This is a genomic window from Pseudoalteromonas sp. 120-MNA-CIBAN-0494 (assembly GCF_040308885.1).
Classification (GTDB): Bacteria; Pseudomonadota; Gammaproteobacteria; order Enterobacterales; family Alteromonadaceae; genus Pseudoalteromonas; species Pseudoalteromonas nigrifaciens.
Genome location: NZ_JBEOOE010000039.1, coordinates 1 through 25468, shown reverse-complemented (window position 1 = coordinate 25468; position 25468 = coordinate 1). Strand labels below are relative to the sequence as shown.

The following is a 25468-nucleotide window of genomic DNA, read 5'->3' as shown; positions in this document are numbered from 1 at the left end:
TTATCTTCCCCTTAGTCAGGGTGATAAGGCATCTTTCAGCCTATCGGGTTTGCCAGCTTCGCTGGGCAAACAAAAAAACACCGCGTTTAAATTAAGCGCGGTGTTTTTTAATTTCTTAGTTAAAAGCCGTCTGCTGCTTTATTGCTAAAAGCGATCCTTTTAAATTGGCGAACCTGGCGGGATTGGTAATGCTTTAAAGTTATCTGGCCAGCTACCTGTGGTTAAAAACTGGTTAACTTGTTCAGCTAAATATTGTTTAAACGCGCTTTCACCTATACTGGTGTTGCTTAGTAGTGAATTTTGTTCAAAGTCGTCTTTTAGCTTAGTTAAATAGTAATGCAGTTGTGCTTGCACTTCTGGGCTTACGTTATCGCTGGCCACTAGTTCAGCCATTGTTTTAGCACTTAAATATTGCACTCGTTGAGTGATCTTTGCCACCATGTTATTTGACGGCAATGCCACAAAAACCTGCTTATAAAGCTGTAAAAGTAACTCATCTAAACTATAAAAATCATCACTGCGTGCTTGTTGTTGCGCAAGGCGATTTAAACGCTGTGCATTTAGTAATAACGATAAGCTATGCTGCACGGCAACTTCAGGTAACGCCATAGCATCAAGAGTTAAACCAGTGCGCCCCACTATACTTTCACGCGTCCTAGACTCACCATACGCTTTAGGTGGAATAAGTGCGAGTATTGACTCTGGCAACACTAAATTACGGCCCTCAAGAGTGGTTAAAATAGCTTTAACCGCTTGTTGTTGCGCTTGCTTAGCAACCACTTGCGCGCCTTTTACAGGTTTATCACCGCGTACTTCGTACTCGTAATTTACCCCAGCAATTAATTTAGCCACTGCCTCTACTTGGTAACGGTGAAATAAATACAAGGGCACTAGTTTTTCTTCTAATTGCGATAACGCCTCACCCGTTTTTATATTATGAATACCAAATTGTGCAAGTGCTTGCTTACGCACTTCTAATACTCTTAATAGCTCTTCGCTTGGTGCTGCGCCGTTATCCCACAAATGAGCCGTAGGATGCGCGCCACCGGCAGCACGGGCGTCGTTATCAGATATGAACTCGAGCCCTTTTGTGTTGTTTTCTTTTAAAATAGCCGCCAATGCTTCTGCTTCGTTTTGATTAGTAAAGTCGCTGTAGCCGTATTTAATAACTTGTGTATCCCACACGCCCATACCCATAGCATAACCGCGTGACACATCAAGCTTGCCTTGTTCATCAAAGCTAAGCAGTGGATGCGGATAATCCATTACCGAGGCTCTATCGCCCACTGAAGCGGCAAAGTTATGAGAAATCCCCAAGGTATGCCCAATTTCGTGGGCACTTAACTGCCTAATACGATCAAGTGCCATGGCTTGTAGTGTTTTTGCTATTTCATTGCCGTTTAAATAAGGCGCAGCCAGCGCTTCTGCAATTAAAATATCTTGGCGTACGCGCAGTGAGCCAAGCGTTACATGCCCTTTTATAATTTCGCCGGTACGCGGATCAATTACCGAACTGCCATACGACCAACCACGAGTAGCACGATGCACCCATTGCACTACATTATAGCGAATATCCATAGGGTCGGCGTTTGTTGGTAGTACTTTTATTATAAATGCATTTTTATAACCCGCGGCACTAAACGCTTCATCCCACCACTGTGCACCTTCAAGCAATGCACTTTTTACCGGCTCTGGCACCCCAGGATCAAGGTAATAAACAATCGGCTCAATAGGGTCGCTAATAGGTAAATTCGGATCTTTTTTAGTTAAACGATGGCGTGGTATATATCGCACATACATAGACTCGCCAAGTGCTGCAGCATAGTTTTTATGCTCAATACTCCAAAAACCCGATTGTGGATGGAAGTTGCGCGGGGTGTAGTTATCGTCTGGTAATTTAATTAGTGAATGGTGCATATGCACCGTTAACGAATAGGCGTCGGGGCTTATTTCACGCACAAACTTACCCGGTTGAGTACCGGCAAAGGTCAGCACAGCTTCAAGCTCTGTATTATTAATAAATGCTTTAGAGCGACTCATATAAACTGCACTACGCGATTCGTCTAGATTAAAGTTACCTTGTTTAGTCGCTGCCAGGGTTCGATTTACACCGTGTACATCACTAAGTAAATACGGAGTGTAATCGATTAATAGCGCCCGCTTATTTTGCGCAACCACTTTAAAGCCCGCTAATATGCTTGATGCAAACGCTTCATTAATACTTTGCTGCTCGGCTTTATTACTGGTATTTGCGCGATAGTAAGTATTTACAGCGCGTAGCATTACTTTGTCACCAAAGCGCTCAAATTGCACTAAGTGTGTATTACCAAGTTGCCCTCTATCAAGCCCTATATCGTTAGAGCCCAAGCCATTTGGCAAACTTTGCTGTAGCAAAAATTGCTGCTCTAGTTTATCTACTTTTAAATAAACCTTGCCGTTTTCTGTATCGTAAAAAAATGAAAAATATCCCGGAAAATGATTCATCTTTCCAGTAAATTCATCAATAGACTTAATTGCTGCGTGCGCTTGAGTTATCATAGTGAGCAACACAGTAAAGAGAATGTAACCTAGTAGTTTTATTTTTTGCATAATCTTATCTTTGTTATTGGCGTTTTAAGTACGATTAGGTAACCCCATTATAGGGGGTAATTTAAACAATACAGTTATTTAAGACGAATTTCAGCGCTCCAAACTAATCCCTCTCACATTATGATTAGTTTAATCACGTTATCAGGAAAATAGAATGCGTAGACTTCCTCCAGTATTACTTGAAGATGGTTGCCCAAGAGAATTAATCTCTTTGATCAGAACTATTTTAGCCGCATGTAAAGAAATTTCATTTCGTGTTGGCCAAGGCGAATTATCGGGTGTATTAGGCTCAACACTTGACGAGAATATTCAAGGCGAAACTCAAAAGAAGCTTGATGTTTTAACCAACCAACTGCTTAAAGATATATTATTGGAATCGGGCTACGTAAAAGCCATCGCCTCTGAAGAAGAAGACTACACAGTTGCTGGTAATCCTGATGCAGAATATATTGTAGCGTTTGACCCACTTGATGGCTCATCAAACACCGACATAAACTCGTTAGTAGGTACTATTTTTTCAGTAATGAAAGCGCCTGAAGGCGCAGATCCTGCTGACCAAAGTATTTTTATGCAACCGGGTATTAATCAAGTAGCGGCAGGTTATGTATTGTATGGCCCATCGACTATATTGGCGCTAACGACAGGTAAAGGCACCCGCTTTTTCACCCTAGATAAAACGCACGGCACCTTTTTATTAACTCAAGATTTTGCAAAAATACCAGCAGATACCAATGAATATGCTATTAATGCGTCAAACCAACGCCATTGGCAACCGGCTATGCAAAACTACATTAACGACCTTGTAGCTGGCGACACTGGCCCACGCGCTCGAAACTTTAATATGCGCTGGATTGCTGCAATGGTAGGCGATGTACACCGCGTATTAAGCCGTGGCGGGTTATTTACCTACCCAACCGATACCAAAAACCCAAGCCAGCCAAATAAGCTTCGTCTGCTTTACGAAGCAAACCCTATGGCCATGCTAGTAGAGCAAGCTGGCGGGATTGCCTCAACTGGCACCGAGCGTATTATGGATATACAGCCTAATGCCATTCACCAGCGCGTAGCTGTAATTTTAGGCTCAAAAAACGAAGTAGAAACCTGCTTGGGATATCATAAGTAATAAATAGAAATACAAGGTTTTAGGTATCAGATTTTAGGCGAGAATTAAGCCAGCGCGGTGTTTAAATTAACCGTAGATACAAGGCGGGGCTTTATGCCGCGCTTGTTAAATTTATAAAATGCGCGAGGTAAACTCCCGCCTACGGTTCGGTATTTTATCAACACCTGAGATCTCGTACCTTTAATACTTGACTAAAAATTAGCCACGCTTTTACTCTTGTAAAAGCGTGGCTAATTTGGCGAGCTTTTCATAATTAAGCTCGCCCATTTGCTCACTGTTACTAAGTGCATAAATAACGCCCTCACATTCAGCGCAATCAATATCATCTCGCGCCTCAATCACATTTGCCCACAGTTCCAAGTCATCAAGTACTATTTCATTATGTAAACAACGCTCAAACACATTTAGCATGATTGACGTACTTAGGGTAAATAATGGCTGTTTTGCTGCTGCCGCAGATACAATGACATCAATAGCCTCGTCTTTTTCTGAGCCGAAGGTAATAAACTGCGCTAATGCTTTTTGTATATCCATAATATTGTTATTCTGCGCTCACCGTGATTTAAAAGTAAAATAATGACCCAAATTAACTGCACCCAATGTAATGCTGCTCTTACCTGTAATGTGACTGACATATCAGCATGTTGGTGCAACGAGTTACCCGCTATTTTACCGTTAGATCTTAACGCTACAAGCTGTTTATGCCGTAACTGTACGCTGGCTAAAATAAACACTTACTTACAAAGCCTTTACTCGCAGCCGATTAAAATACAACTCGCGTTTGCTAAGCAATTTAAAAATAATGGAGAGCTGATTGAAGGGCTCGATTACACTATGCAAAACAGCTATATGGTATTTAGTAAGTGGTATTTTTTAAAGCGTGGTACTTGCTGCAAAAATGGTTGTAAAAATTGCCCTTATAGCTAAATTAGCCACACACAGCAATAGGCAGTGAGTTATCAGCTCCCCATTCACTCCACGAGCCATCGTATACACTTAAATTACTATAACCGCATTCATCGGCAAACAGCGCAAGCGCACAGGCAGTAACACCAGAGCCACAGCTAAATTGTAAGTGGGTTGCATTACCGACTAATTCACTAAACTTTGCCTGTATAAAGTCGAGTGATTTTGCTTCACCATTTTCTAATAGACTAGTTAAAGGTAGCGAATAGCTATTAATAATATGGCCGCTGCGCATTCCGGCTCTTGGCTCACTACTTTTGCCGGTAAAGCGCTCATAAGCGCGTGCATCTAAAATAACTGTATTGGCATCCTCAGTAGCACTTAGCACCTGTTTTTTATCAATAAAGTAATCAGGCCGGTATTGAGCAATAAAATCGCCTTTTAATGATGCTTGTGTATAGTTTGATTCAACCGGAAGCCCAAGTTCAAGCCACTTGGCTAAACCGCCACTGAGGACTTTTACGTTATCAAACCCCATGGCTTTAAACATCCACCAAGCTCTAGCTGCACTGAATAACCCTGCATCTTCATAAATCACCACGAGTGAATCGTGATTCACTCCCGCTTTTTGCATCACTTGAGTAAATTGTTCTGCACTACACAAGGTATTAGGCAATGGGTTTGAGGTATCTGCGAGTTCTTTTTTGATATCAAACCGTTGTGCTTTAGGAAGCATGGCAACGGGTGAGTACTCCCCCGCAGCTGAGGGACGTAACATACCCGCATCAAAAATAACCAGGTTAGCTTGCTCTAAGCGAGCATGTAACCATTGTGCACTGACCATGTTTTTCATCGTCTTTCCAAATTTGAGGAAATGAAATAGCTATATATTATTACAGCCTGTTTATAAACAGAATTTAGACTGGTTACAAATTATAATAATGCTAAAATAGCTGCTTTGAGGTTTCTAAATAAAATAAAATTATGCCAATCCCTTTTTACATTATCAATATGCAAGGCTGCGAAGACCGTTGGGAAACAACCCTAAAGCGACTTACCAGCCTACACTTAAATGCTGAACGTTTTGAAGCGACCATTGGCAAAAGTCTTAGTGAAAAAGAAACCCTCAAGTGGTATTGCCCGAAAAAAAATAAAAAACGTTACAATCGCAATCTATCTGCAGGTGAAATTGGTTGCTATGTAAGTCATATGCGCCTTTGGCAAAAAATGGTTAATGAAAACATGCCTTTTTGTGTTGTATTAGAGGATGACCTTTTCATTGAGGCTTCGCTTAAAGATGTTGTTGATGCAGCAATTAAATTGAAAAACTGGGATTTAATAAAATTATCTGACAACAGAAATTTTCCATTTATTGACAGTGCCCCATTAGAAAATAATCTAACAGTCGGTAATTATAAAAAAGCACCAAATGGCACTCAAGGCTACATCATTTCATTAAGTGGGGCTAAAAAACTACTGCAAAGAAAACCATTTTTTAGACCCGTAGATGTCGATATGCAATTTCACACAGAAGTAGGGCTAAGTATGATTGGCATAAAACCCTACCCGGTTGCCGAAGATCGAAGCTTTATTAGTGAAATAACAAGCGCTAATTTAGGTTCACACTCAAACCGCAGTACATTTATCAGAAATTTAATTCATAGATCGAGTATTCATATGCAAAGACGATATAAAACTGCGGATCTTGCCAAAATTACAAGTGAGTAATACCAAGCATATTTTTAAATGTATGCATTTGATTATAAAATTAAATCTTAATAATTTCGCCACGCAATGGCGCCATTTTAGCTAAAATTTTATTTTGCACTGTATGTGGGATATTTTGCTCGTTCATTGCATTTATTAATAAATCGACAACGTGATTGAAGTCTTTTTCGTTTATATTCATGCCGGTATGAATAGCAACCATAGAGTCGCCTTTATACTCACACGGGCCGTTTGTTAGCGCGCATAAGTGGCTTATAAAGCCTTGGCGAAAATGAGTAATGTTACTGTGCTCAAAATAATGAAACACTTGCCTGTCATTACCAATTTGATAAATAAAGCTATCCACTAGTTTTTCTATGCCGGCATTACCATTTATTTGCTGATACAAACTCTGTTTAGGCTTGCTGCTACAGCCAGCTAATACACTTGTAGCCAATAAAAATAGTATAAAAATTCTCATTACCAATATCCTGTCACCGATAAGTACCAACCGGTTTGATCGCTTGTTCCAGCTATACTGCCTAAATCTAAGTAGGCGGCGGTTACGCTTATATGTTTATTTGGCATCCAAGCTACAAACACATCTTTCCAATCTTGCTCGCCTAATCCTAGGTTATTTGTTTTTTGACGATACTCAACACCTAACGCGACTTTACGGCTTAAAAATATCGCTGTGCTTGCCTCAAATAACAATTTATTGCTGGCATTATTGCCGCCATAACCCAGTAACCCTAGTTGGTTGGCTTTGCAGTAACGGGTGGTCACGTTCCAAAACCAGTTGTATCCTGCAATAGCACCTAAGTGTAATTTACTTGCCGCTAAGTAAAAATCGGTGCCGCTGGTGCTTTCTGCACCCACTAGCTTTGCAACCGTGCCATCGTCTAACGACTTATGCTGCATACCTAAACTTACTTGTGGCCAATTACTGTAAACAATATCGCCATATAAGCGAACTTTAGCACCAGTTATCGACTGCTCTATTTGCGTACTCAGCGCGGGTACATCAAACTCTTGCTGCGCATAGCTAAGCTCAACGCGATTAAACAAATTAAGCTGTGCGCCACATACATCTAACGTATAGTCGGTTACATCTGCACGGCTACAAAAACCACTAACCGAAACCTCATCCTCACTGGCATACCCAGCAAGTTGCGCCCACGGAACAAGGCCACCTCCACCAGCGCCCTCAACTTGAGACACCCCAGGAGTAGCTAATAATTTACCGCTACTCGCAGCAGTAATAAAACTGGCTGTGAGTAATACCCCCGCCATAAAGCACTTAATGTACGCCATCGTATTCCTCTAACCATAGCTCTAATTGATCAGCTTTTAATGGCCGACTTAAATAATAACCTTGGGCGTGGTCGCACTGCATTTGCTTAAGTAGCGCTAAAGTACCTACAGTTTCTACTCCTTCGGCAACTACCGAAAACCCTAATTGATGCCCTAAAGTAATACTCGACTGCACAATAAATTGATCTTTTTGCGATTCATCTAGTTTTAAAATAAAGCACTTATCTAATTTAAGCTCATCAATTGGCAGCATTTTTAAACGCCCTAACGATGTTTGCCCTACGCCATAATCATCAAGCGATATTTTTACCCCAATAGCTTTTAAGTTTTCGAGGGCAATTATGCCTTTTTCTTCATTTTCAATCATATCGCGCTCGGTGAGCTCAATGGTGATCAACGCAGGGTTAACCTTATGCTTTTTTAAAGTACGTACTAATGACGAATGAAACCCCGCAAACGCAATATCTTGTGCCGATACATTGATAGCCGCTTGTAAATGTATGCCTTTTTGCTGCCAAGCGGCAACTTGTGCAATAACGGTATTAACCACCCAGGCGGTAAGCTCTACAATTAATCCCGACTGTTCGGCTAAATCAATAAACACCTCAGGCGACACCCAACTACCATCTTTACGTTGCCAGCGAATTAAGGACTCAACCTTATCAACCTTTTGTATTTTCATATTTAGTTTTGGCTGATAGGTCATAAATAACTGGCCGTCATCATCGCTTATAGCTTGCTTAAGCTCATCAAGCATAACTAAGCGCTCTAAATGCGCTTCGTCTTCGCCTTGTTGATAGTAATGAATATTTTGATGATGGCTGGTTGCGCTTTCTACTGCTATAAGTACTCGACGAATTAGATCCTCAGCTTGTTCACCGTGTAGCGGATATTGCACCACCCCCACACTAAAGCGTAAATTTATTTTTAAGTTTTGAATGGTGTAACCCGCTTGGAGCTGCGCCATTAAAGCAATAATGCCGCGTTTAAATTCGCTCACTGCCCCCGCCGGAAATACGGTTAAAAATTCATCACCACCAATACGCGCATGAAACCCACCCAACTCCTCTGAAAACTCACGAATACGATGTGCCACCGCTTTTAAGCACTTATCACCAATGCGTGGCCCCAACTTATCGTTTATATGTCGCAGGCCTTTAATATCGATAGCTACTAACGTGTGTGCAGTGCTTTTATTTAATTGTTTAGCTAGCATTTCTAGCATAGCCGAGCGGTTATAAAATCCGGTTAGCGCATCATGGCGAGCTTGGTAGCTAATTTGCTGTTCACGTTCATTTATATCGCTACCCATGTTATGAAAAGCATCCATAAGGGTAGCTATTTCACTGCTTTGTTTGCTGCCTTTAAATTCAAAATTATAATTACCCTTTGCAAATTGCTTAGCCACCACGGCCAATTGCGACAGTGGTGTAGTTAAATTATTTGCTAATAAACTACTGGTTACTACCCCAACAATTAAAGTAAGTATGGCAAGTATAATCAGCGTAATAAATAGCTGTTCAAAATCGCGATAGCTTTGGGTTAAATCGGCGCTGAGTAAAATTATTACCGGGTGAGCTTGCAGTGCAGATAGCTCAATTTCGCGATTTTTATACACTAAATAATCACCAAAAAAGCGCGACGTCGTTTTGCTATTAAAATAATTAACTGGTTGAAAATTTGCTGGAGGGGCTACCAGTGAGGTTTTTACTAAGCTATCTGCGTTCGCTATAAAGCTTACTTCCATACCGGTTAGGCTTTTAAGTTCTGAAGCTACATTACTGGTTATTTTAAAACCCACCAAACTGTAAGCTATGGTGCGCGGGGTTTTAACTGGCAGTAAAATAACCTGGTACAGTTGGCCATTTAATACCACAAAACTAGAGCGCTCCGCAGTAGTTAATAACTCACTCATTAAAGGCTGCAGATTATCGGTAAAGTTGTCCTCATCATCATTGGTTGATATTAACAGCCCCGACAAATCTAACAGCAGCATTAAATCGGCATTTATACGCTGGCTATGATTGTATAAAACACTGCTTATAGTAGCAGCGTCACGCGTGGCAACCGCTTGTTTAAAGCCAAAATCGGAGGTGAGTACTTTAGCGGCAGTTAATAGTAGGTTTTCTTTCGAGTTTAAATATTGTTTATAAACATTTTGTGCCACGCTTATGTCTTGATTGACTTTTTCTTCTTGAAACTTACTTGTAGACCACCAAAAGCTCAGCAAACTAACCACAGTGGTTAATAACACCAAGCCTACACATAAAATGGTTATACGGTTTCGCAAATTGTTAGTCATTACCGCCCTTAAACTGACTGCCAAAGGTGTTACGTGGTGCTGGCGAGGAAGTATTTATGGTTATAGGTAAAATAGCTTGTGGCTCTATATTCATCATTTTTTTATTTTCTAAAGCCGCAGTTTGTAACGCATGCCAAATACTTATTTGCAAAGGCTGCGTAGTAACAGGCAAACTTACAACTCCGTTTTTATCGGTTTTATAAACTTGCTCACTCTTAGCCACATAGATATAACCCACCATAGAATCATGAATATTACAGCCTAGTACCACAACACCTTGAGTGTCAAAAATAATTGGCTCTTTGGGTTGCCCTGAGTAGAGTTTTAATTGAAAAGATTTAGCGCTTGAAAACGAATACACGTTATGGCGAATATTATCGCTATTAGGAAAGTTAACTAATTGCCCTTGCTGCACAATAAGTAGCTCAGGTAAAAACTGCTTATTTACCTGATCTATTACCGCAACGGGGAGCTTTTTAACACTTGGATTTGTAGGCTTAAAAGCAGTGTTTGCTTGGCCTATTTCAACAACGGCATTAGGTAATACCACACCGTGTTGATCTTTTATTACTAAATCAATATTTGCGCTAACAGCAGCGTGGCTAAAAAGCACACTTAAAGCGAATAAATAACGTTTTTTTGCAAAAACTTGCAATGCTCGTTCAAACATAACCATACTCAAATATTAATTTTAAGTTCAGTTAATTAGAGACGAGCAAAAATTGCAAGAAATATAGTTCAGTCACTAAAAATAAACATTTTAGCATTCATTTTTTAGCACTTTAGTCGTGTTATTTTATAATTAATCCATAATCGGCATCTAAAATAGCAATTACTTCTTGACGCGGATCAGCAGGAATAACAATCTCTTTGCCCACTATTTTACTGGCAATGCCTACGTAGGTATTTGACACTTCAAGCATTACTGACTCAGGTAAAATGTAATCTTTAGCTAGCTGCTCACGCTCATCCATGCGGTCTTTATTAAGTAGTACGTCACTCTCTGGCACGTTATTAATTAACAGCTGACGAAAACCTTCCTTTGAGTTTTCAACAATCTTGCCATCTTTATAAGATGCCTCATCCCAAATACGTGATGAATCAGGCGTGCCTACTTCATCAATATAAATAAGCTGCTCTGCGCCATTTATATCTTCTACATAGCCAAATTCAAATTTGGTATCTACAAATATTTGCCCAAGCTTAGCCAGCTCGCCACTTATTAGCTCAAAACCTTCCACTAATAACTTTTCGTATTGGGCTACATCATCTGCCGTTCTAAAGTTAAATACGCTTAGGTTATTAGTAATATTGCTACGCGTTATATTTACATCATCAACTGGGGGAATATCTGCCACACCAGTAATAATGCCTTTGGTAGAGGGAGTAATTAATACTTTATCGAGCTTTTGATTAGCTGTTAAACCTTCTGGTAAATTAATACCACAAAAGTCTCGTACACCTTTAGCGTAGTCGCGCCACATGCTGCCTGTAATATATTGGCGGGCAATGGCTTCTACTTTTACCGTACTGGCTTTGCGTACAATCCAAACATACGGATGCGGAATATCAACAATGTGATTACCCGCCAAACCGGCTTCATTAAACATGTTAAACCAATGAGCAGCCACTGAGTTTAATGCAATCCCTTTACCAGGAACGCCATTTAGGCCATTTTCACCTTGCCATATGCAATCAAAAGCAGAAATTCTGTCTGAAATAACCATAATGGCTAATTCAGTATCGGCAGGAACGTTATAGCCTTTTTCATTTATTAAGCGTTTGCTATCTGCATCGGTTAACCAATAAACTGAACGCACTTTGCCACTATGTACTTTACCTTTGGTACGAATGGGTAAGTCATCGTTTACGTCTAAAACTTTATAGCTAGTCATGCTATCTCCGGGGTTTGGCATGCTCAAAGAGCAAAGTATGGAATTGGGGTTAGGCGCTCTATAATAATCTAGCCAACCACAAAGCTCAATCTTAGGCTAAAAACAAATCATCTCAGTATATTTATCTAGCTAGCACATTGGGGTAAACTTGAATGATTACTTGCCCTAAGGAGCTAGCTTGAACTATTTAACTGCCACTAAGAATAAGAAATATTTAATGTATATTTCTCAAAATTATTCCTACGCTATTTTAAGACCTTTGCAAGCAGAAATATTAGCTCAAGGAGGGGAAGTTAAATGGTTTTTAGAAGGTGATGAAGTAGACCCTAAGTTTTTAAAACCAACTGAACATCGCCTTGAATCAGTCAAAAGTATAAAAGATTGGGAGCCAGATGCTGTGTTCATACCAGGCAATACTATTCCAAGCTTTATTCCAGGAAAAAAAGTAGCTGTATTTCATGGTTTTAATTCTGGAAAACTAAATAGAAAAGGTAAAGAAGACCATTTCAATATTAGAGGTTGTTTTGATTTATATTGTACACAAGGACCTAATACGACTTTAAGGTTTCAAGAGCTTGCTAAAAAGCATGGCTTTTTCCAAGTTTCAGAAACTGGCTGGCCCACACTAGATCCTCTATTTAATGATCATGCAAGTAATCCTTATTTAAGTAAAAACTCTCGCCCCACATTATTAATTTGCTCTACTTTTTCTAAGCGCCTATCGCTCGCGCCTAAATTATATGAACAAATAAAGCAATTTAGCCAACACGGTAAATGGCGCATTTTAATGCAGTTTCATCCTAAAATGGCACAAGAGTGGGTTGATAAATACAAAGCGTTAAGTAATGACAATCTAACCTTTGTTGAAACAGACAATGTTATTCCTTTATTACAATCTGCTGATGTAATGCTGTGCGACACTTCATCCATATTACTGATGTTTTTGGTACAACGAAAACCGGTTGTAACGTTTTGCAATAAAGCACCTGAAAAACACTTACTTGATATTACGGATAAAAATAACGTTGAAGCCGCAATAGACTACGCACTAACTTACCCAAAAGAACTTGTAGATAATATTGAAGCTTTTTGCCAAGAGTTACACCCATACACAGATGGTAAGTCAAGCCAACGAGTACTTTGCGCAACCAATGAACTGTTGCATAGTGATGAAAAGCTCAAAGCTAAACCGCTTAATCTTCTTAGACAATTTAAAATGCGCAAAAGACTTAACTATTGGAGTTGGTAAGCCGTTATGATCAACCTTGAGAATGTCTCTTTCAAATGGCCAAAAAGCGCAGTCACCCCGACTCTCGCTATTAAGCAGCTTACGATTAATGCTGGGGAACATGTTTTTTTACATGGTCCAAGCGGCAGTGGTAAATCTACCTTACTGGCGTTACTGGCAGGCATTAATGTTACCACTAGCGGCCAACTTTGTGTTTTAAACCAAAACCTAAGTGCGCTCACCAACGCACAGCGCGATGTATTTAGAGCGGATCATATTGGCTATATTTTCCAAAACTTTAATTTACTACCTTATTTAACCCCATTAGAAAACGTGTGTTTAGGGTGCCAATTTTCGAAAAAGCGTCAGCAACACGTGCTCAGCCAAGCCGATAATTTAGAGAGTGAAGCAGCCAGATTACTCAATGCACTGGGGTTAGAGCCGCACTTTCATAATCAAAATGTTGCCACTTTAAGTATTGGCCAGCAACAACGTGTGGCTGCTGCGCGTGCATTTATTGGCAGCCCAGAGCTAATTATTGCCGACGAGCCCACATCGGCGCTCGACACCAACAACCGCCAAAGCTTTATAAAACTGCTGTTTGAGCAAGCTAAGCACGCCAACAGTACTTTAGTATTTGTTAGCCACGACGAAAGTTTGCAACCACTTTTTAATCGCAGCATCGATTTAGTTAATTTGCAGGCAGCATCATGATCTTAATTAAACTCGCCTATAAAAGCCTATTAAACCGTCGTAGCAGCGTGCTATTAACCTTACTTACTATCGCTATTAGCGTTATGTTACTGCTAAGCATTGAACGGGTACGCATAGACGCAAAAAGCAGTTTTAGTAATACTATTTCGGGCACCGATTTAATTGTCGGTGCGCGCACTGGCGATATTCAATTGCTGCTCTCGTCCGTATTTAGAATAGGCCACACTAACAATGGTGTGAGTTGGCAAAGTTATGAATACATAACCGGACAACGCGGCGTAAAGTGGAGCATTCCAATAAGCCTTGGCGACAGCCACAAAGGCCAAGCAGTATTAGGTACCACCCTTGATTACTTTAATTATTATCGGTTTGGCAAAAAGCAGCCACTGAGCTTTAAGCAAGGCCACGCATTTAACACGATTAACCAAGTCGTGCTGGGGAGTGAGGTAGCGAGTAAATTAAACTATAAACTGGGCGACAGCATTGTTATATCTCATGGTATGGGCAGCACCAGCTTTCATCATCATGATGACAACCCGTTTAAAGTGGTCGGTATTTTAAATGCCACCGGCACCCCTGTAGATAAAACGCTGCATATACCGCTGGCCGCTATCGATTTAATCCATGGTGGCCATAGTGCAGAGCACGAGGAACATAGCAACTTAGTTGGCCACCCAAAACAAATTACTGCGTTTTTAATGGGCTTTAACTCACCACTTTACACGCTGCAAATTAGGCGCAATATAAACCAATATAAAAAAGAAGCACTGCTGGGTATTATGCCCACAGTAACACTAAAAGAGTTATGGGAAATGCTCGCTATTGTTGAAAAAATACTGCTGCTATTTTCTGTTGTGGTAGTCATTATTAGCTTGCTTGGCATGTTAACCACGCTCCTAGCTAATCTTAATCAGCGCCGTAGAGAGCTTGCCATATTACGCTCAGTAGGCGCTCGGCCATGGCAATTATTTACTCTCATTAGCATAGAGTCGCTGCTTACCACTTTACTCGGCTGCATAGTTGGGTGTGTATTATTTTATGCGCTGATGTTTTTTGGCGCAGGTTACTTACAAAGTCACGCTGGTATTAGCATTAACATTGCTATGCTCTCTTACTATGAACTCACACTTATAGGCGTTATTATGATTGCAGGATTTATTATTGGTTTAATTCCCGCAACTCGCGCTTACTTTTACTCACTCAGCGATGGCATGAGTATAAAAATATAACTAGGACAATCATGACGTTTTTAAAAACAACTTTTCAATACATCGCCTTGGTAAGCTTAATACTAACCAGCTTTGTTAGTAGTGCAAATCCACCCAAAGAAATTTTTTGGGAAGACCTAATTCCACAAGGTCATATGCAAATAAACACCCAAGCGCAAGCTAACCACGAAGGCAGTGAGCAAAACTGGGTTCAACCAGATCTAAACGCACCTGTAGTAAAAGCACTTGATGGTAAATCGGTAAGCCTACCGGGCTTTGTAGTACCACTTGAAGGCGACAGTGAAGTAATTACCGAATTTTTACTGGTTCCTTATTTTGGCGCCTGTATACACGTACCGCCGCCGCCGCCAAATCAAATAGTACATGTAACCATTAAAGGCGGTGTCCCCATCGACAGCCTATACGACGCCATAGTAGTGACTGGTGTAATTAGCACCCAAACATGGTCAGGCGAAATAGCCCAAGTAGGCTACACAATGAAAGCCGTAGGCGTAGCTCCGTTTGAGCTTTAAAGTCAGGTGTCAGGTGTCAGGTGTCAGGTGTCAGCAAAATGATAAAAATACCACTCTGATAAGTGTGTACTTATTCCACGTTTTTGAATTAAATAAACGCAGTAGTAAATTGCTCGCGCGCATCTAACTTAAACTCAGGGCTTGGCTTTAGCTCTCTCTAAACTAAAGCCACTTTTGTCATCTTCAAATTCGAGTTTTAATTTTAGATATCAAGCTTGTCAGCATTTTTGATAACTCAAAGGTTTCGTTTAACCAAGCCCGACCAACATCCGATTTTATATAATTTATATCTATGGCAATATAAATATCTGCACTTAAACGGGTAGAGCGTTTCCAAACATCTAAGTTTTCAAAATTCATCATTCTGACACCCTTGTACAGATACTTTGATTAAATTAGCTTAGTTTTTAATTAACAAAATACAAATATTTAAAACTAACACCTCCCCCCTGAAACCTTGTTTTTATCTCTACCTGACACCTGACTCCTGATACCTATAACCTGCCCTTTATTTCTGACACTTCCCACAAAACACAGTACTTCTTTGCCCTAGCCTAACTTCTTGTAATTCGCTTTTACACACCAAGCAAGGTTGCCCTTTGCGACCGTACACTAAAAGTTGCTGAGCAAAGTAACCCGGTTTCCCGTCGCTTTGGGCAAAATCTTTTAAGGTAGTACCACCTTGGGTTATTGCCGCGGCTAGCGTGTCTTTAATTATAGGAATAAGCGCTTCAAAACTTTTCAGCGATACTTTACCGGCTTCGCGGCGAGGATCTATTCCCGCTTTAAATAACGATTCATTAGCGTAAATATTACCGACCCCTACGACGATGGCGTTATTCATTATAAATTGTTTTACCGGCACTTTTTTATTGCGTGATTGCTGATACACCTGTTTCGCAAAAAACTCGTCAGTAAGCGGCTCAGGCCCGAGCTTTGCCAGTAACTTATGAACTGAGCCCGGTGCTTGCCATAGGCAGCAACCAAAGCGGCGCGGATCGTTTAAGCGCAGCGCTTTACCGTTAGCAAAAATAAATTCTATATGATCATGTTTTTTAAGTGGCTCGTTAGCACTTACTACACGTAAATTGCCCGACATACCTAAATGCAAAATTGTAGAGCCTAACTCACAGTGTAATAACAAATATTTTGCGCGGCGCTCAACGCCCGTTACGGTTAAACCCGTTAGCTGATATACATCGTCAGGCACCGGCCAACGCATGCTGCCATTATGAATATTTACCTTAGTAACAACTTGATTTAAAACATGCGGGGTTATGCCCATGCGGCTTACTTCTACCTCTGGTAATTCAGGCATTTAATACACTCACTTTATTATAAAGATTATTGTTCGCTCGGGGTTGAGCTAGGAAACAACTGTTTAACTACGGCTAAATCAAGCGCAAATACACGCTGGCTATTTTTTTCGAGTAGATAATACTGATCATCGCCCTTGTAAAGCAAATACACCCAAGGCAATGGTTCGCCCGCCAGTTCAAAGGTAGCTACCGAAAGTGGCGCATTAGGATTAAAAACAACTGACTCATGAACCGACATAAGCTGAGCACTTTGCCACACGTTAACCAGTTCGCCTAGCTGCTGCTCCGTACCTTGCCAAGTAAGCGGCACATCGGTTTGTAATGCGGTTGTACGCCAGCTTGTGCCTATACGTTCAATTTTTTGATCAACAAAACTCAACGTTAATACAAAACTTTGTATTGGTAACACTGGTTGCAATACCGGCTCGTTATTATTACCACCAATATTTTTATGCCAACCATTTAAAAAGAAGATCATAATCAACATCGAAAAAATAATAACGTTGTTCCAACCTTTACGGCTTAATTGCATGCTCGATGTTCCTAATTAGTTCAATAGCTTAAAGTGTAACCAAAACTTAATTACACTGTCTATATGTTAAATCCACTATACTTTGTTAGAATACGCGCAAATTTTTAGGAGTTTCATCAATGTCAATGTATGTAGTGGGCCATAAAATCCCAGATTCAGATTCAATATGCGGCGCAATTGCACTCGCTTATTTAAAAAACCAAATTAATGAACCAGCCATTCCAACGCGTCTTGGTGAAATTTCACCAGAAACTCAATTTATTCTTGATAAATTTGGCTTCGAAGCACCTGAGCTTAAACTTAGCTACGCTGGCGAAGACGTTTATATTGTCGACCACACAGAAAAAACCCAAGCACCTGATGATATCGACCAAGCTCGCGTTGTTGGCGTGGTTGATCACCATAAATTAGGTGATTTAACCTCATCAACTCCGCTTGAGTGTTGGATCCGCCCTGTAGGTTGTTCAAACACCATAATTAAAATGATGTACGATTTTTACAATGTAGAAATCCCTAAAAACATCGCCGGTATTATGATGTGCGCTATTTTAAGCGACACCGTTATTTTTAAATCGCCAACGTGCACTACTGCCGATATTAAATGTGTTGAAGCGCTAGCAGAAATAGCCGGTATTGACGATCCTAAAGAGCTCGGCATGGAGATGTTTCGCGTTAAATCGGCAGTTGCCGACACGCCTATACGCGACCTGGTTATGCGCGACTTTAAAGACTTTAACATGAACGGCAACCTAGTAGGCATAGGCCAACTAGAAGTGATCGACCTAGCCGTATTTGACGATATTAAAGCTGATTTAGCAGCCGATATTGCCAAACTGAAAACTGAGGGCAATCGCCACTCAGTATTTTTACTGCTTACTGACATCATGAAAGAAGGCTCAGAAATGCTAATTGCATCAGACGACGCAAACCTAGTAGAGCAAGCTTATGGTGAAAAACCAGCAGACGGAAAAGTATGGCTAGACGGCGTACTGAGCCGTAAAAAGCAAGTAGTACCACCACTACAAGATGCTTTTCAAAAAGTATAATGTAAGCAGATACTAGAGGTCAGCAATCAGACTTCAAAAAAACACCGCGTTTATTTAAACGCGGTGTTTTTATTTAAAATCGTAGTAATCAAATGCTATAAAGTCACACTATCAAACACTACTCTGCTCTTTATTTATGACTAAAACCTGACCACTGCCCTTGAACCTTTAGCTGGCTCTTTCAACTCTTATTTCTGCCTGACCACTTGCTACCTGCTATCTGCTATTTACTTTCAATCACTACCAAATAAATCGCGTGTGTATACTTTATCTGTAATATCACTCAACTCTTCAACCATACGGTTAGAAACAACTACATCAGATATTTGTTTAAATTCATTTAAGTTTCTAATAACGCGAGAGTTATAAAAAACATCTTCTTTAAGCTCTGGCTCATACACCACCATTTGCACATTACTGGCTGCAATTCGCTTCATGATCCCTTGAATAGCAGACGCTCTAAAGTTATCAGATCCCGTTTTCATAACGAGCCTGTAAATTCCAACGACTTTAGGATTTCGTTTAATAATTGAATCCGCTATAAAATTTTTACGTGTGGTATTGGCATCAACAATAGCGCAAATCATATTGTTGGGTATGTCTTTATAATTTGCTAATAACTGCTTGGTATCTTTTGGCAAACAATAGCCACCATAGCCAAACGATGGATTGTTATAATGATTACCAATGCGAGGGTCAAGTCCAACCCCTTGTATAATTTGTTTACTATTTAATCCATGCGCTTCGGCATACGTATCAAGTTCGTTAAAATATGCGACCCGCATTGCAAGATAGGTATTTGAAAATAATTTAATGGCTTCAGCTTCGGTCGACTCAGTAAACAACACTGCTATATCTTGTTTAATCGCCCCTTGCTTAAGTAAATTAGCAAATACAGCAGCACGCTCACTTTGCTCACCAACCACAATGCGTGATGGGTGTAGGTTATCGTAAAGCGCCTTACCTTCACGTAAAAATTCAGGAGAAAATATAATATTGTCTACGCCCAGCTGCGCTTTCATCCGCTGCGTAAAACGCACTGGCACTGTCGATTTAACAATTATTACCGCGTGAGGATTATAAGCCAAAGCGTCGTTTATCACGGCCTCAACAGAGCTGGTATTAAAATTATGAGTGTGGGTATCGTAATCGGTAGGGGTCGCTATAATAATAAAGTCAGCGTTACAGTACGCCATGCTTTTATTAGTTGTTGCAGTAAAACTTATATCATCTCGTTGTAAATATTCACTTATATGAAAATCGACTATCGGCGATTGCTTATTATTTAAAAGGGCTATTTTTTGCTCATCTATATCAAGTGCTATAACCTCGTTATGCTGGGCTAGTAACATGGCGTTCGACAAACCAACATAACCAGTACCTACAACTGTTACCTTCATATTCATCCCTAATATTTAAAATATTCTATATCAGCTAAAAGTATAGTTAAGGCTAAATTATAGGCAAATTGAAAAGTGCAAAAAACACACTAGCAACACACTCTGCCCTTATTTTTATTTCTAACTGAAAACTAATCGCAACCCATTACCTACCCTTGCATTTAAACTAATTAAAACTAAGCTGTTACAAACAATACGTTAAAACACTTAAAAGCTGCTTTCATCTTTAATTGAAAGTTACGGCTAAAAGTAGATCACCGCCCTTTTTAAGCATACAAGGACGAACAATGAAAATACTGCATCATGGGGCTGTTAATGGCGTTACCGGTTCGTGCCATGAACTAGTGATAAATAACAGCACATCAATACTCATTGATTGTGGACTATTTCAGGGGGAGGATTCAAAAACTGATTTAGCTATTGGGTTTGATATAACTAATGTTACGGCATTAATTGTTACTCATTGCCATATTGATCATGTGGGGCGCATACCGTATTTATTGGCTGCGGGATTTAAAGGGCCTATTTACACCACTAAAGCGTCGGCCAGTTTATTACCACTGGTAATAGAAGATGCATTAAAAGTAGGGGTAACACGCGATCCTAAAATAATTGCAGCCTGTTTAAGCTTATTAGCTAGGCGCATTGTTGCGGTTGATTTTAAAACCTGGTTTAACTTATCTATCAATCCAAGCGTTAGTAATGCTGAAAATACCCAAACAGCCAAAGCACGGTTTCAGCGAGCCGGGCACATTTTAGGTTCAGCCTATGTTGAAATTGACATTCTTGAGAACAAAAGCACTAAAACCACTCCTAACAACACACAAGGTAAAAGTACGCATCGCGTGGTGTTTTCTGGCGATCTAGGCGCGCCCTATACACCGCTATTACCCACACCTAAGCCGCCGTATAAAGCCGACACTCTAGTCATTGAATCGACCTATGGCGATAAAAACCATCAAGGGCGTAAAGAGCGTACTCAAACATTAAAAAAAGTAATCGAAGGTGCGGTTGCCGATAACGGCGTAGTACTCGTGCCCGCGTTTAGTATAGGTCGCACCCAAGAGCTACTTTACGAACTAGAGCAGTTAATTCACAGCGCAGCTAAAAACTCACCATGGCACAGCATACACGTAATACTCGACTCCCCCATGGCGGCAAATTTTACTGAGCAGTACAGAAATTTTAAACATTTATGGGACGCTGAAGCCAAACGCAAAGTTGCCAAAGGCCGCCACCCGCTCGACTTTAAAAACCTAACCACAATCGACACTCATAAAGAGCATGTGGCCATTATTAACTACTTAGCCACTCGCCAAACCCCCGCCATTATTTTAGCCGCCAGCGGCATGTGCACCGGCGGGCGCATTGTAAATTACCTAGCGCGTTTTTTAAGTGACAAAACCACCGACATACTGTTTGTAGGCTATCAAGGACGCGGCACATTAGGGCATGATATACAAACCTATGGCCCTCGTAACGGCTATGTATTTGTAAACGACACTCGCATTATCATAAACGCCAAAGTACACACTATAAGCGGCTACAGCGCCCACGCAGATCAAAATGGGTTAATAAAATTTGTAACTGGCATGCGTAAAAAGCCCAGCCATATAAAAATAGTGCACGGCGACGATGATGCAAAAAATGCGCTCGCAAATAAATATCGCGAAATTTTAGGAGAAAGAACATTCGTGGAAATAGCTAAATCATAAAAATTAACCATAGGGTATGAAGTCTTAGTACACAATGTGTAAAGCTGTCATTTAGTTCAATTATCCACAATGGAAACTTTTATTGAACCGCATATTAATATTGAACACTTTAATCTTAAAATCATAAAGATATTCCCCCCTTTTTTGGTGATAATGCGTAACACATATAAGCTCTGTTACGTTCGCTGGTAATAATGTACTGAGCTAGGTGTTAGTATGCCAACCTGTTAAGTGATCCCGGCTTGGGTGAGTGACACATTATGCTGACCTAAAGTCATTGCTTCGCTCTTAACGACATCAAAGCCTGTACAAGTCAATATCTTCACGTATCATTTTAAGGCCAGTAAATAAAAGGACTCTTCTTGTTTAAACTTCCCGCGACTACTATTGCCCTTATTATCGTTTGCAGCGGTTCTATTATTGGTCCGCTTGGCATGGCGGGCGTTAACATAGCAATTCCAAACCTCGCTGAAGATTTAAATGCGAGCGCGAAAATGATCGCGTGGATGCCTACTTTGTATTTACTCAGTAGCGTCATGTTTATGCTGCCGTGCGGAAAAATAGCTGACAACTATGGTCGAAAACGCATATATGCTTCTGGTTTAGCCTTAAATGCACTGGCCTCGCTGATGTGCGCGCTAGCAACATCGATTGAGTGGGTGCTTTTTTGGCGCTTTATACAAGGGGCCGCTGGCGCCATGATTTTTGGTATCGGCGTTGCCATCATAACCTCTGTCACACCTGATAATAAACGAGGGATGGCACTGGGCACCTCTGCGGCATGTGTGTATATAGGGCTCAGCGCAGCCCCGGCAATGGGTGGTTGGCTCACTGAAATGTGGGGATGGCGCGCCGTGTTTTACTCGCAGATCCCCTTGGTACTTATGCTGCTCATTACCATTAAACTGTGTTTACATGGTGAGTGGAAAAACGATAAAAAATCGCCATTTGACTGGTGGGGCACCGTTATTTTCTCGCTTTTTGCACTGTGCTTAGTGTTAGGGTTAAGTAATTTACCAAGTATTCTTGGCTGGCTTTTAACATTACTTTCAATCATCTTTTTGATGTTATTTATTGTTCATCAAAGTCGCAGTAGGCGACCACTCATTAGAGTGCAAATGTTTTTAGAAAGTCGTGTATTCAGCCTATCCTTGTCCACTTCCTTTTTAATGTATGCCAGTAACTTTTCACTGGCCTTTTTATTAAGTTTGTATTTGCAATATATTAAAGGATTAAGCCCCGCACATGCAGGGCAAATCGTATTACTCCAAGCGGTGTCAATGGCTATCATGGCGCCACTGGCAGGTAAATTTGCCGATAAAATACAGCCGCGCTTACTTGCTACATTAGGCTGTGTCATTGTTATGGTTGGCTTTTTTCTACTTTCTCTACTAACGGTGAACTCAAGCACAACTTATATTAGCGGCTCACTGCTATTATTGGGCATTGGCTTTGGCTTATTTTCGACCCCAAATAACAATGCCATTATGGGCGCAGTAGATAAAAGCGAGCTAGGTGTCGCATCTTCTTCAATGAATTTGTCACGCACGATTGGTAATTTATTTGGTATGAGCTTAATCAACTTAATTGTGCAGTATTACCTTGGAGACAGTACTTTTTCAGCGCAAAATAGCCCCGCATTAATGAGCACTATTTCATTGGCGTTTAAAATGTCTTTAGGGTTTGTGATCCTCGCAAGCTGTATTTCTGCACTGCGTGGCCGAGCCTAAATTGTGTTTAAAAATAATTTAAAGTATGTATAAATACTAAATTACGCTTCACGTTATAGAACGAGAATGCCGCAAATACCGTTAAATAGTGTGCTTTTAGGTTTATTTATTCGTGCGTCTGTTTTAGCACTCTTTATTAGTCACATTTCAAACAGGGGACAGAATTGGCCCTTTTTTTATAATTAAGTTACATAAAATCAGAAGCTTGATTATAAACCACCTTGCTTTAAATAATCATCAAACACGGCTTAAACTAGGTAAGCAATTGAAATATAAAATAAAAAACAAACTAAGCGTCGCAACAATAAAACCCCGTGATATTATCAACTTTATAAGTGCCTATCAGGTGTCGATTTTAGCGCTCTGTGTGGATGCTTTTTAAAGAAGGACGCGAACTGGTCTTGAATCAATTTTAAACTATTTAAAATCAATTACTTAAATTAAAACTATCTTGCTTTAAACAGTAATAAAACACGACCAAACCATATAAACCATTGAAATTTAAATAAAAACCTCATCCAATAGTTCCTACTATTAGAAGAAAACACCGCCCTCCCCTACAGCCCTTATATAGCAAGGCTTTGCGCGCGATTTAGCTTTTTAAATGAGACAGAAAAACATCTAAATTTGGCAATTTGAGACAGTTTTAATCGTGAAAATACGAGTGAAAAGTGTCTGAATATGGCCATTTACGACACGCTAGCACACTAAAAGTCTGAGATGAGAAAGTGAAAAAATACACTTTTTTATTATATGGTAAGGCAATTCTTTACCTAATTTAAGGCTGTTTAACGCGTTAAAATCACAACCAGTGAGTCGTTTTGGCGCTCAAATCTGGGATTTTATCGTCGATCATCAGTAACCGATAGAAAAAGAAATTCGCCATTGCGCAATGCGCAACGTAGTGTATACTTAATGGTAGCCAGAAGGTCTGGCCATAATGATTAGAGGAGTAAAACAATGCACGTGCATTTTGATAAAACCTCAATCATAACGCTTAAGTCATTACGCGAACCAGTATTAAGTGAGATAAGTGATGCGCTACATGCATTAGAAGCGGCACTGAGTTTAGAGGCTTTGGTTTCTTTACTGGGTGATGATATTGAGCAGATAGACGGTAAACACTTTAACATTGCTATCAAGCTAAACTACCAACATGTTGCTGCATGTTTAATGGTAGAACTTAATAACAATGATGAAGTGATAGTGACACTTAAAAGTTATGATTGATTGAGGCCCCCTTCGGGGGTAACCTCACAGCAATTATAAGGTGCTAATTACTGTTTATCAATAAACATATTTCATGAAATTGGAGAAGGGCAATGGATAGATCATTGGTAAGCATGAGCGATATAGCTCATATGCTCGAACCGCCAAAAGGTTCGGGACATTACGTTAAAAAATTTTTAGAGAATAAGGGGCTTAGTGCCACTAAAGCAGCTCAACATCTAGATGTTAGTCCATCAACTGTTACTCGCTTTCTTACAGGCGGAGCGTTGACCCCAGTAATGGCTGCAAAGCTACACAAAATATTTAATATAGATGAACAGTTATTGTTTAATCTTGAAGCGCAAGCCAATGTGCAAAAAACACGTGAACTATTGGCTATCTAAAGCGTTATTAAACAGTAAAGCCCGCAATGTTGCGGGCTTTTTAATGCCTTTAATTTGAAAACCAACTCACCGAAGCTACTCTTCTCACGATAATCCATTAATACTTACGATCTGTATTATTTACTATTTATTTGAAGGCGGTTCATTGTGTATTGAGCATTAGACTTACGCAATGTTCATTGGATATCTAGCGAGGTTTTGACACCTACTTTGGGAGCAGCTAAACGCGCTTTTGCTACAGTAATTAACGCTTCATCCTCACTTGTCAGTAGCGCGGATTTAAACGGCAACGCCTCTCTTTGTGCAACGTATTCTAGTGTCTGCCTTAGTAGCTCTGACGGAGTTATACCTAATTTTTCTAGTGCAGCGTAAGAACGCTTTTTCACATCATCATCGACACGAAAACTTATAGTACCCATAACGACCCTGTATTTATATATTGATTTACTGATTGTATTAAATTTATACCAGAGTACAAGTTAAAATATATTTCTGACACCTCGTACGATATTCCCAAAAAACAGAAGTTTACTTCCCTTTTAATCATAAAAATTGTAATTTTCGGAAGTATTCTTCCTGGGATGGTCATGAGTC

The 25468-nt window shown here is 40.2% G+C and carries 25 protein-coding genes; 12 read left to right on the top strand and 13 right to left on the bottom strand.

What is annotated here, in order from left to right; translation table 11 throughout:
- Positions 1–159: 159 nt before the first annotated feature.
- Entirely contained in the window at positions 160–2589 is a 2430-nt protein-coding gene (locus tag AAEY55_RS16230) for a zinc-dependent metalloprotease (RefSeq protein WP_350546657.1), read from the bottom strand.
- 154 nt (positions 2590–2743) lie between these two features.
- Between AAEY55_RS16230 and AAEY55_RS16225 the strand changes: the two genes are divergently transcribed.
- Entirely contained in the window at positions 2744–3712 is a 969-nt protein-coding gene (locus AAEY55_RS16225) for a class 1 fructose-bisphosphatase (protein ID WP_011327173.1), read from the top strand.
- A 210-nt stretch (positions 3713–3922) separates the two neighbouring features.
- Here AAEY55_RS16225 and AAEY55_RS16220 read toward each other — a convergent pair whose 3' ends face one another.
- Positions 3923–4246: a hypothetical protein gene (locus AAEY55_RS16220; RefSeq protein WP_011327172.1), complete on the bottom strand. Its 324-nt coding sequence runs from the start codon at positions 4244–4246 to the stop codon at positions 3923–3925.
- A 42-nt stretch (positions 4247–4288) separates the two neighbouring features.
- Here AAEY55_RS16220 and AAEY55_RS16215 point away from each other — a divergent pair, with 42 nt between their 5' ends.
- Entirely contained in the window at positions 4289–4639 is a 351-nt protein-coding gene (locus AAEY55_RS16215; RefSeq protein ID WP_011327170.1) for a DUF5522 domain-containing protein, read from the top strand.
- A gap of 1 nt (position 4640) precedes the next feature.
- Here the strand turns inward: AAEY55_RS16215 and AAEY55_RS16210 are convergent, their stop codons facing one another.
- The gene (locus AAEY55_RS16210; protein ID WP_306287537.1) at positions 4641–5471 is read right to left on the bottom strand and encodes a sulfurtransferase; all 831 of its coding nucleotides are present in this window, start codon (positions 5469–5471) and stop codon (positions 4641–4643) included.
- Positions 5472–5602: 131 nt separating this feature from the next.
- Here AAEY55_RS16210 and AAEY55_RS16205 point away from each other — a divergent pair, with 131 nt between their 5' ends.
- Entirely contained in the window at positions 5603–6346 is a 744-nt protein-coding gene (locus tag AAEY55_RS16205; protein ID WP_339686276.1) for a glycosyltransferase family 25 protein, read from the top strand.
- Positions 6347–6386: 40 nt separating this feature from the next.
- Here AAEY55_RS16205 and AAEY55_RS16200 read toward each other — a convergent pair whose 3' ends face one another.
- From AAEY55_RS16200 to AAEY55_RS16180, 5 genes are all read right to left on the bottom strand, one after another.
- Positions 6387–6806 (bottom strand): group 1 truncated hemoglobin, encoded by a 420-nt coding sequence (locus AAEY55_RS16200; RefSeq protein ID WP_306287539.1) that lies wholly within the window; start codon positions 6804–6806, stop codon positions 6387–6389.
- Positions 6806–7639: a DUF3034 family protein gene (locus AAEY55_RS16195; RefSeq protein WP_350546646.1), complete on the bottom strand. Its 834-nt coding sequence runs from the start codon at positions 7637–7639 to the stop codon at positions 6806–6808. Before AAEY55_RS16195 ends, AAEY55_RS16200 begins: the two co-directional genes overlap by 1 nt.
- On the bottom strand, positions 7626–9941 hold the full coding sequence (locus AAEY55_RS16190) for an EAL domain-containing protein (protein ID WP_350546644.1): 2316 nt from the start codon (positions 9939–9941) through the stop codon (positions 7626–7628). Before AAEY55_RS16190 ends, AAEY55_RS16195 begins: the two co-directional genes overlap by 14 nt.
- Positions 9934–10611 carry a methylamine utilization protein gene (locus AAEY55_RS16185; protein WP_339686267.1) on the bottom strand — a complete coding sequence of 226 codons (678 nt, stop codon included), beginning with the start codon at positions 10609–10611 and terminating at the stop codon, positions 9934–9936. The genes AAEY55_RS16190 and AAEY55_RS16185 overlap by 8 nt, the downstream gene beginning before the upstream one ends.
- Positions 10612–10732: 121 nt before the next feature.
- Complete coding sequence (locus tag AAEY55_RS16180; protein ID WP_089367736.1) at positions 10733–11836, bottom strand: phosphoribosylaminoimidazolesuccinocarboxamide synthase; 1104 nt, start codon at positions 11834–11836, stop codon at positions 10733–10735.
- A gap of 217 nt (positions 11837–12053) precedes the next feature.
- On the opposite strand from AAEY55_RS16180, the gene AAEY55_RS16175 reads away from it, so the two are divergent.
- The 4 genes from AAEY55_RS16175 to AAEY55_RS16160 are packed head-to-tail and all read left to right on the top strand — an operon-like array spanning position 12054 to position 15519.
- Positions 12054–13085, top strand: a complete 1032-nt coding sequence (locus AAEY55_RS16175) for a CDP-glycerol glycerophosphotransferase family protein (protein WP_339686262.1) — start codon at positions 12054–12056, stop codon at positions 13083–13085.
- 6 nt (positions 13086–13091) lie between these two features.
- A complete protein-coding gene (locus AAEY55_RS16170; protein WP_339686259.1) occupies positions 13092–13778 on the top strand; it encodes an ABC transporter ATP-binding protein in 687 nt (228 codons plus the stop codon).
- Positions 13775–15007 (top strand): ABC transporter permease, encoded by a 1233-nt coding sequence (locus AAEY55_RS16165; RefSeq protein ID WP_350552202.1) that lies wholly within the window; start codon positions 13775–13777, stop codon positions 15005–15007. The genes AAEY55_RS16170 and AAEY55_RS16165 overlap by 4 nt, the downstream gene beginning before the upstream one ends.
- Positions 15008–15018: 11 nt before the next feature.
- The gene (locus AAEY55_RS16160) at positions 15019–15519 is read left to right on the top strand and encodes a DUF3299 domain-containing protein (protein ID WP_011327159.1); all 501 of its coding nucleotides are present in this window, start codon (positions 15019–15021) and stop codon (positions 15517–15519) included.
- A 183-nt stretch (positions 15520–15702) separates the two neighbouring features.
- On the opposite strand, the gene AAEY55_RS16155 is transcribed toward AAEY55_RS16160, so the two are convergent.
- The 3 genes from AAEY55_RS16155 to AAEY55_RS16145 form a co-directional block, all read right to left on the bottom strand.
- On the bottom strand, positions 15703–15882 hold the full coding sequence (locus AAEY55_RS16155; RefSeq protein WP_350552209.1) for a hypothetical protein: 180 nt from the start codon (positions 15880–15882) through the stop codon (positions 15703–15705).
- Positions 15883–16027: 145 nt separating this feature from the next.
- A complete protein-coding gene (gene mutM, locus AAEY55_RS16150) occupies positions 16028–16837 on the bottom strand; it encodes a bifunctional DNA-formamidopyrimidine glycosylase/DNA-(apurinic or apyrimidinic site) lyase (RefSeq protein WP_058372547.1) in 810 nt (269 codons plus the stop codon).
- A 26-nt stretch (positions 16838–16863) separates the two neighbouring features.
- Positions 16864–17370 carry a hypothetical protein gene (locus AAEY55_RS16145; RefSeq protein ID WP_350552199.1) on the bottom strand — a complete coding sequence of 169 codons (507 nt, stop codon included), beginning with the start codon at positions 17368–17370 and terminating at the stop codon, positions 16864–16866.
- Between the two features lie 119 nt (positions 17371–17489).
- Between AAEY55_RS16145 and AAEY55_RS16140 the strand changes: the two genes are divergently transcribed.
- A complete protein-coding gene (locus AAEY55_RS16140) occupies positions 17490–18416 on the top strand; it encodes a manganese-dependent inorganic pyrophosphatase (RefSeq protein WP_350552196.1) in 927 nt (308 codons plus the stop codon).
- Positions 18417–18649: 233 nt separating this feature from the next.
- On the opposite strand, the gene AAEY55_RS16135 is transcribed toward AAEY55_RS16140, so the two are convergent.
- Complete coding sequence (locus tag AAEY55_RS16135) at positions 18650–19816, bottom strand: nucleotide sugar dehydrogenase (RefSeq protein ID WP_011327154.1); 1167 nt, start codon at positions 19814–19816, stop codon at positions 18650–18652.
- 344 nt (positions 19817–20160) lie between these two features.
- Here AAEY55_RS16135 and AAEY55_RS16130 point away from each other — a divergent pair, with 344 nt between their 5' ends.
- The 4 genes from AAEY55_RS16130 to AAEY55_RS16115 all read left to right on the top strand — a co-directional run bounded on the left by AAEY55_RS16130 (position 20161) and on the right by AAEY55_RS16115 (position 24874).
- Entirely contained in the window at positions 20161–21531 is a 1371-nt protein-coding gene (locus AAEY55_RS16130; protein ID WP_407072709.1) for an MBL fold metallo-hydrolase RNA specificity domain-containing protein, read from the top strand.
- Positions 21532–21893: 362 nt separating this feature from the next.
- Positions 21894–23261 carry an MFS transporter gene (locus AAEY55_RS16125; protein ID WP_350546620.1) on the top strand — a complete coding sequence of 456 codons (1368 nt, stop codon included), beginning with the start codon at positions 21894–21896 and terminating at the stop codon, positions 23259–23261.
- A gap of 960 nt (positions 23262–24221) precedes the next feature.
- Entirely contained in the window at positions 24222–24491 is a 270-nt protein-coding gene (locus AAEY55_RS16120) for a hypothetical protein (protein ID WP_350552193.1), read from the top strand.
- A gap of 92 nt (positions 24492–24583) precedes the next feature.
- Entirely contained in the window at positions 24584–24874 is a 291-nt protein-coding gene (locus tag AAEY55_RS16115) for a helix-turn-helix domain-containing protein (protein WP_350552190.1), read from the top strand.
- A 176-nt stretch (positions 24875–25050) separates the two neighbouring features.
- Here the strand turns inward: AAEY55_RS16115 and AAEY55_RS16110 are convergent, their stop codons facing one another.
- Entirely contained in the window at positions 25051–25293 is a 243-nt protein-coding gene (locus AAEY55_RS16110) for a type II toxin-antitoxin system RelB/DinJ family antitoxin (RefSeq protein ID WP_350552187.1), read from the bottom strand.
- Positions 25294–25468 lie beyond the last annotated feature (175 nt).

Bases quoted from the DNA above. Each gene is read 5' to 3' on its own strand.
- AAEY55_RS16230 (WP_350546657.1), bottom strand. From the start codon at position 2,589: ATGCAAAAAATAAAACTACTAGGTTACATTCTCTTTACTGTGTTGCTC.
- AAEY55_RS16225 (WP_011327173.1), top strand. From the start codon at position 2,744: ATGCGTAGACTTCCTCCAGTATTACTTGAAGATGGTTGCCCAAGAGAA.
- AAEY55_RS16220 (WP_011327172.1), bottom strand. From the start codon at position 4,246: ATGGATATACAAAAAGCATTAGCGCAGTTTATTACCTTCGGCTCAGAA.
- AAEY55_RS16215 (WP_011327170.1), top strand. From the start codon at position 4,289: ATGACCCAAATTAACTGCACCCAATGTAATGCTGCTCTTACCTGTAAT.
- AAEY55_RS16210 (WP_306287537.1), bottom strand. From the start codon at position 5,471: ATGAAAAACATGGTCAGTGCACAATGGTTACATGCTCGCTTAGAGCAA.
- AAEY55_RS16205 (WP_339686276.1), top strand. From the start codon at position 5,603: ATGCCAATCCCTTTTTACATTATCAATATGCAAGGCTGCGAAGACCGT.
- AAEY55_RS16200 (WP_306287539.1), bottom strand. From the start codon at position 6,806: ATGAGAATTTTTATACTATTTTTATTGGCTACAAGTGTATTAGCTGGC.
- AAEY55_RS16195 (WP_350546646.1), bottom strand. From the start codon at position 7,639: ATGGCGTACATTAAGTGCTTTATGGCGGGGGTATTACTCACAGCCAGT.
- AAEY55_RS16190 (WP_350546644.1), bottom strand. From the start codon at position 9,941: ATGACTAACAATTTGCGAAACCGTATAACCATTTTATGTGTAGGCTTG.
- AAEY55_RS16185 (WP_339686267.1), bottom strand. From the start codon at position 10,611: ATGTTTGAACGAGCATTGCAAGTTTTTGCAAAAAAACGTTATTTATTC.
- AAEY55_RS16180 (WP_089367736.1), bottom strand. From the start codon at position 11,836: ATGACTAGCTATAAAGTTTTAGACGTAAACGATGACTTACCCATTCGT.
- AAEY55_RS16175 (WP_339686262.1), top strand. From the start codon at position 12,054: ATGTATATTTCTCAAAATTATTCCTACGCTATTTTAAGACCTTTGCAA.
- AAEY55_RS16170 (WP_339686259.1), top strand. From the start codon at position 13,092: ATGATCAACCTTGAGAATGTCTCTTTCAAATGGCCAAAAAGCGCAGTC.
- AAEY55_RS16165 (WP_350552202.1), top strand. From the start codon at position 13,775: ATGATCTTAATTAAACTCGCCTATAAAAGCCTATTAAACCGTCGTAGC.
- AAEY55_RS16160 (WP_011327159.1), top strand. From the start codon at position 15,019: ATGACGTTTTTAAAAACAACTTTTCAATACATCGCCTTGGTAAGCTTA.
- AAEY55_RS16155 (WP_350552209.1), bottom strand. From the start codon at position 15,882: ATGATGAATTTTGAAAACTTAGATGTTTGGAAACGCTCTACCCGTTTA.
- mutM (WP_058372547.1), bottom strand. From the start codon at position 16,837: ATGCCTGAATTACCAGAGGTAGAAGTAAGCCGCATGGGCATAACCCCG.
- AAEY55_RS16145 (WP_350552199.1), bottom strand. From the start codon at position 17,370: ATGCAATTAAGCCGTAAAGGTTGGAACAACGTTATTATTTTTTCGATG.
- AAEY55_RS16140 (WP_350552196.1), top strand. From the start codon at position 17,490: ATGTCAATGTATGTAGTGGGCCATAAAATCCCAGATTCAGATTCAATA.
- AAEY55_RS16135 (WP_011327154.1), bottom strand. From the start codon at position 19,816: ATGAAGGTAACAGTTGTAGGTACTGGTTATGTTGGTTTGTCGAACGCC.
- AAEY55_RS16120 (WP_350552193.1), top strand. From the start codon at position 24,222: ATGCACGTGCATTTTGATAAAACCTCAATCATAACGCTTAAGTCATTA.
- AAEY55_RS16115 (WP_350552190.1), top strand. From the start codon at position 24,584: ATGGATAGATCATTGGTAAGCATGAGCGATATAGCTCATATGCTCGAA.
- AAEY55_RS16110 (WP_350552187.1), bottom strand. From the start codon at position 25,293: ATGGGTACTATAAGTTTTCGTGTCGATGATGATGTGAAAAAGCGTTCT.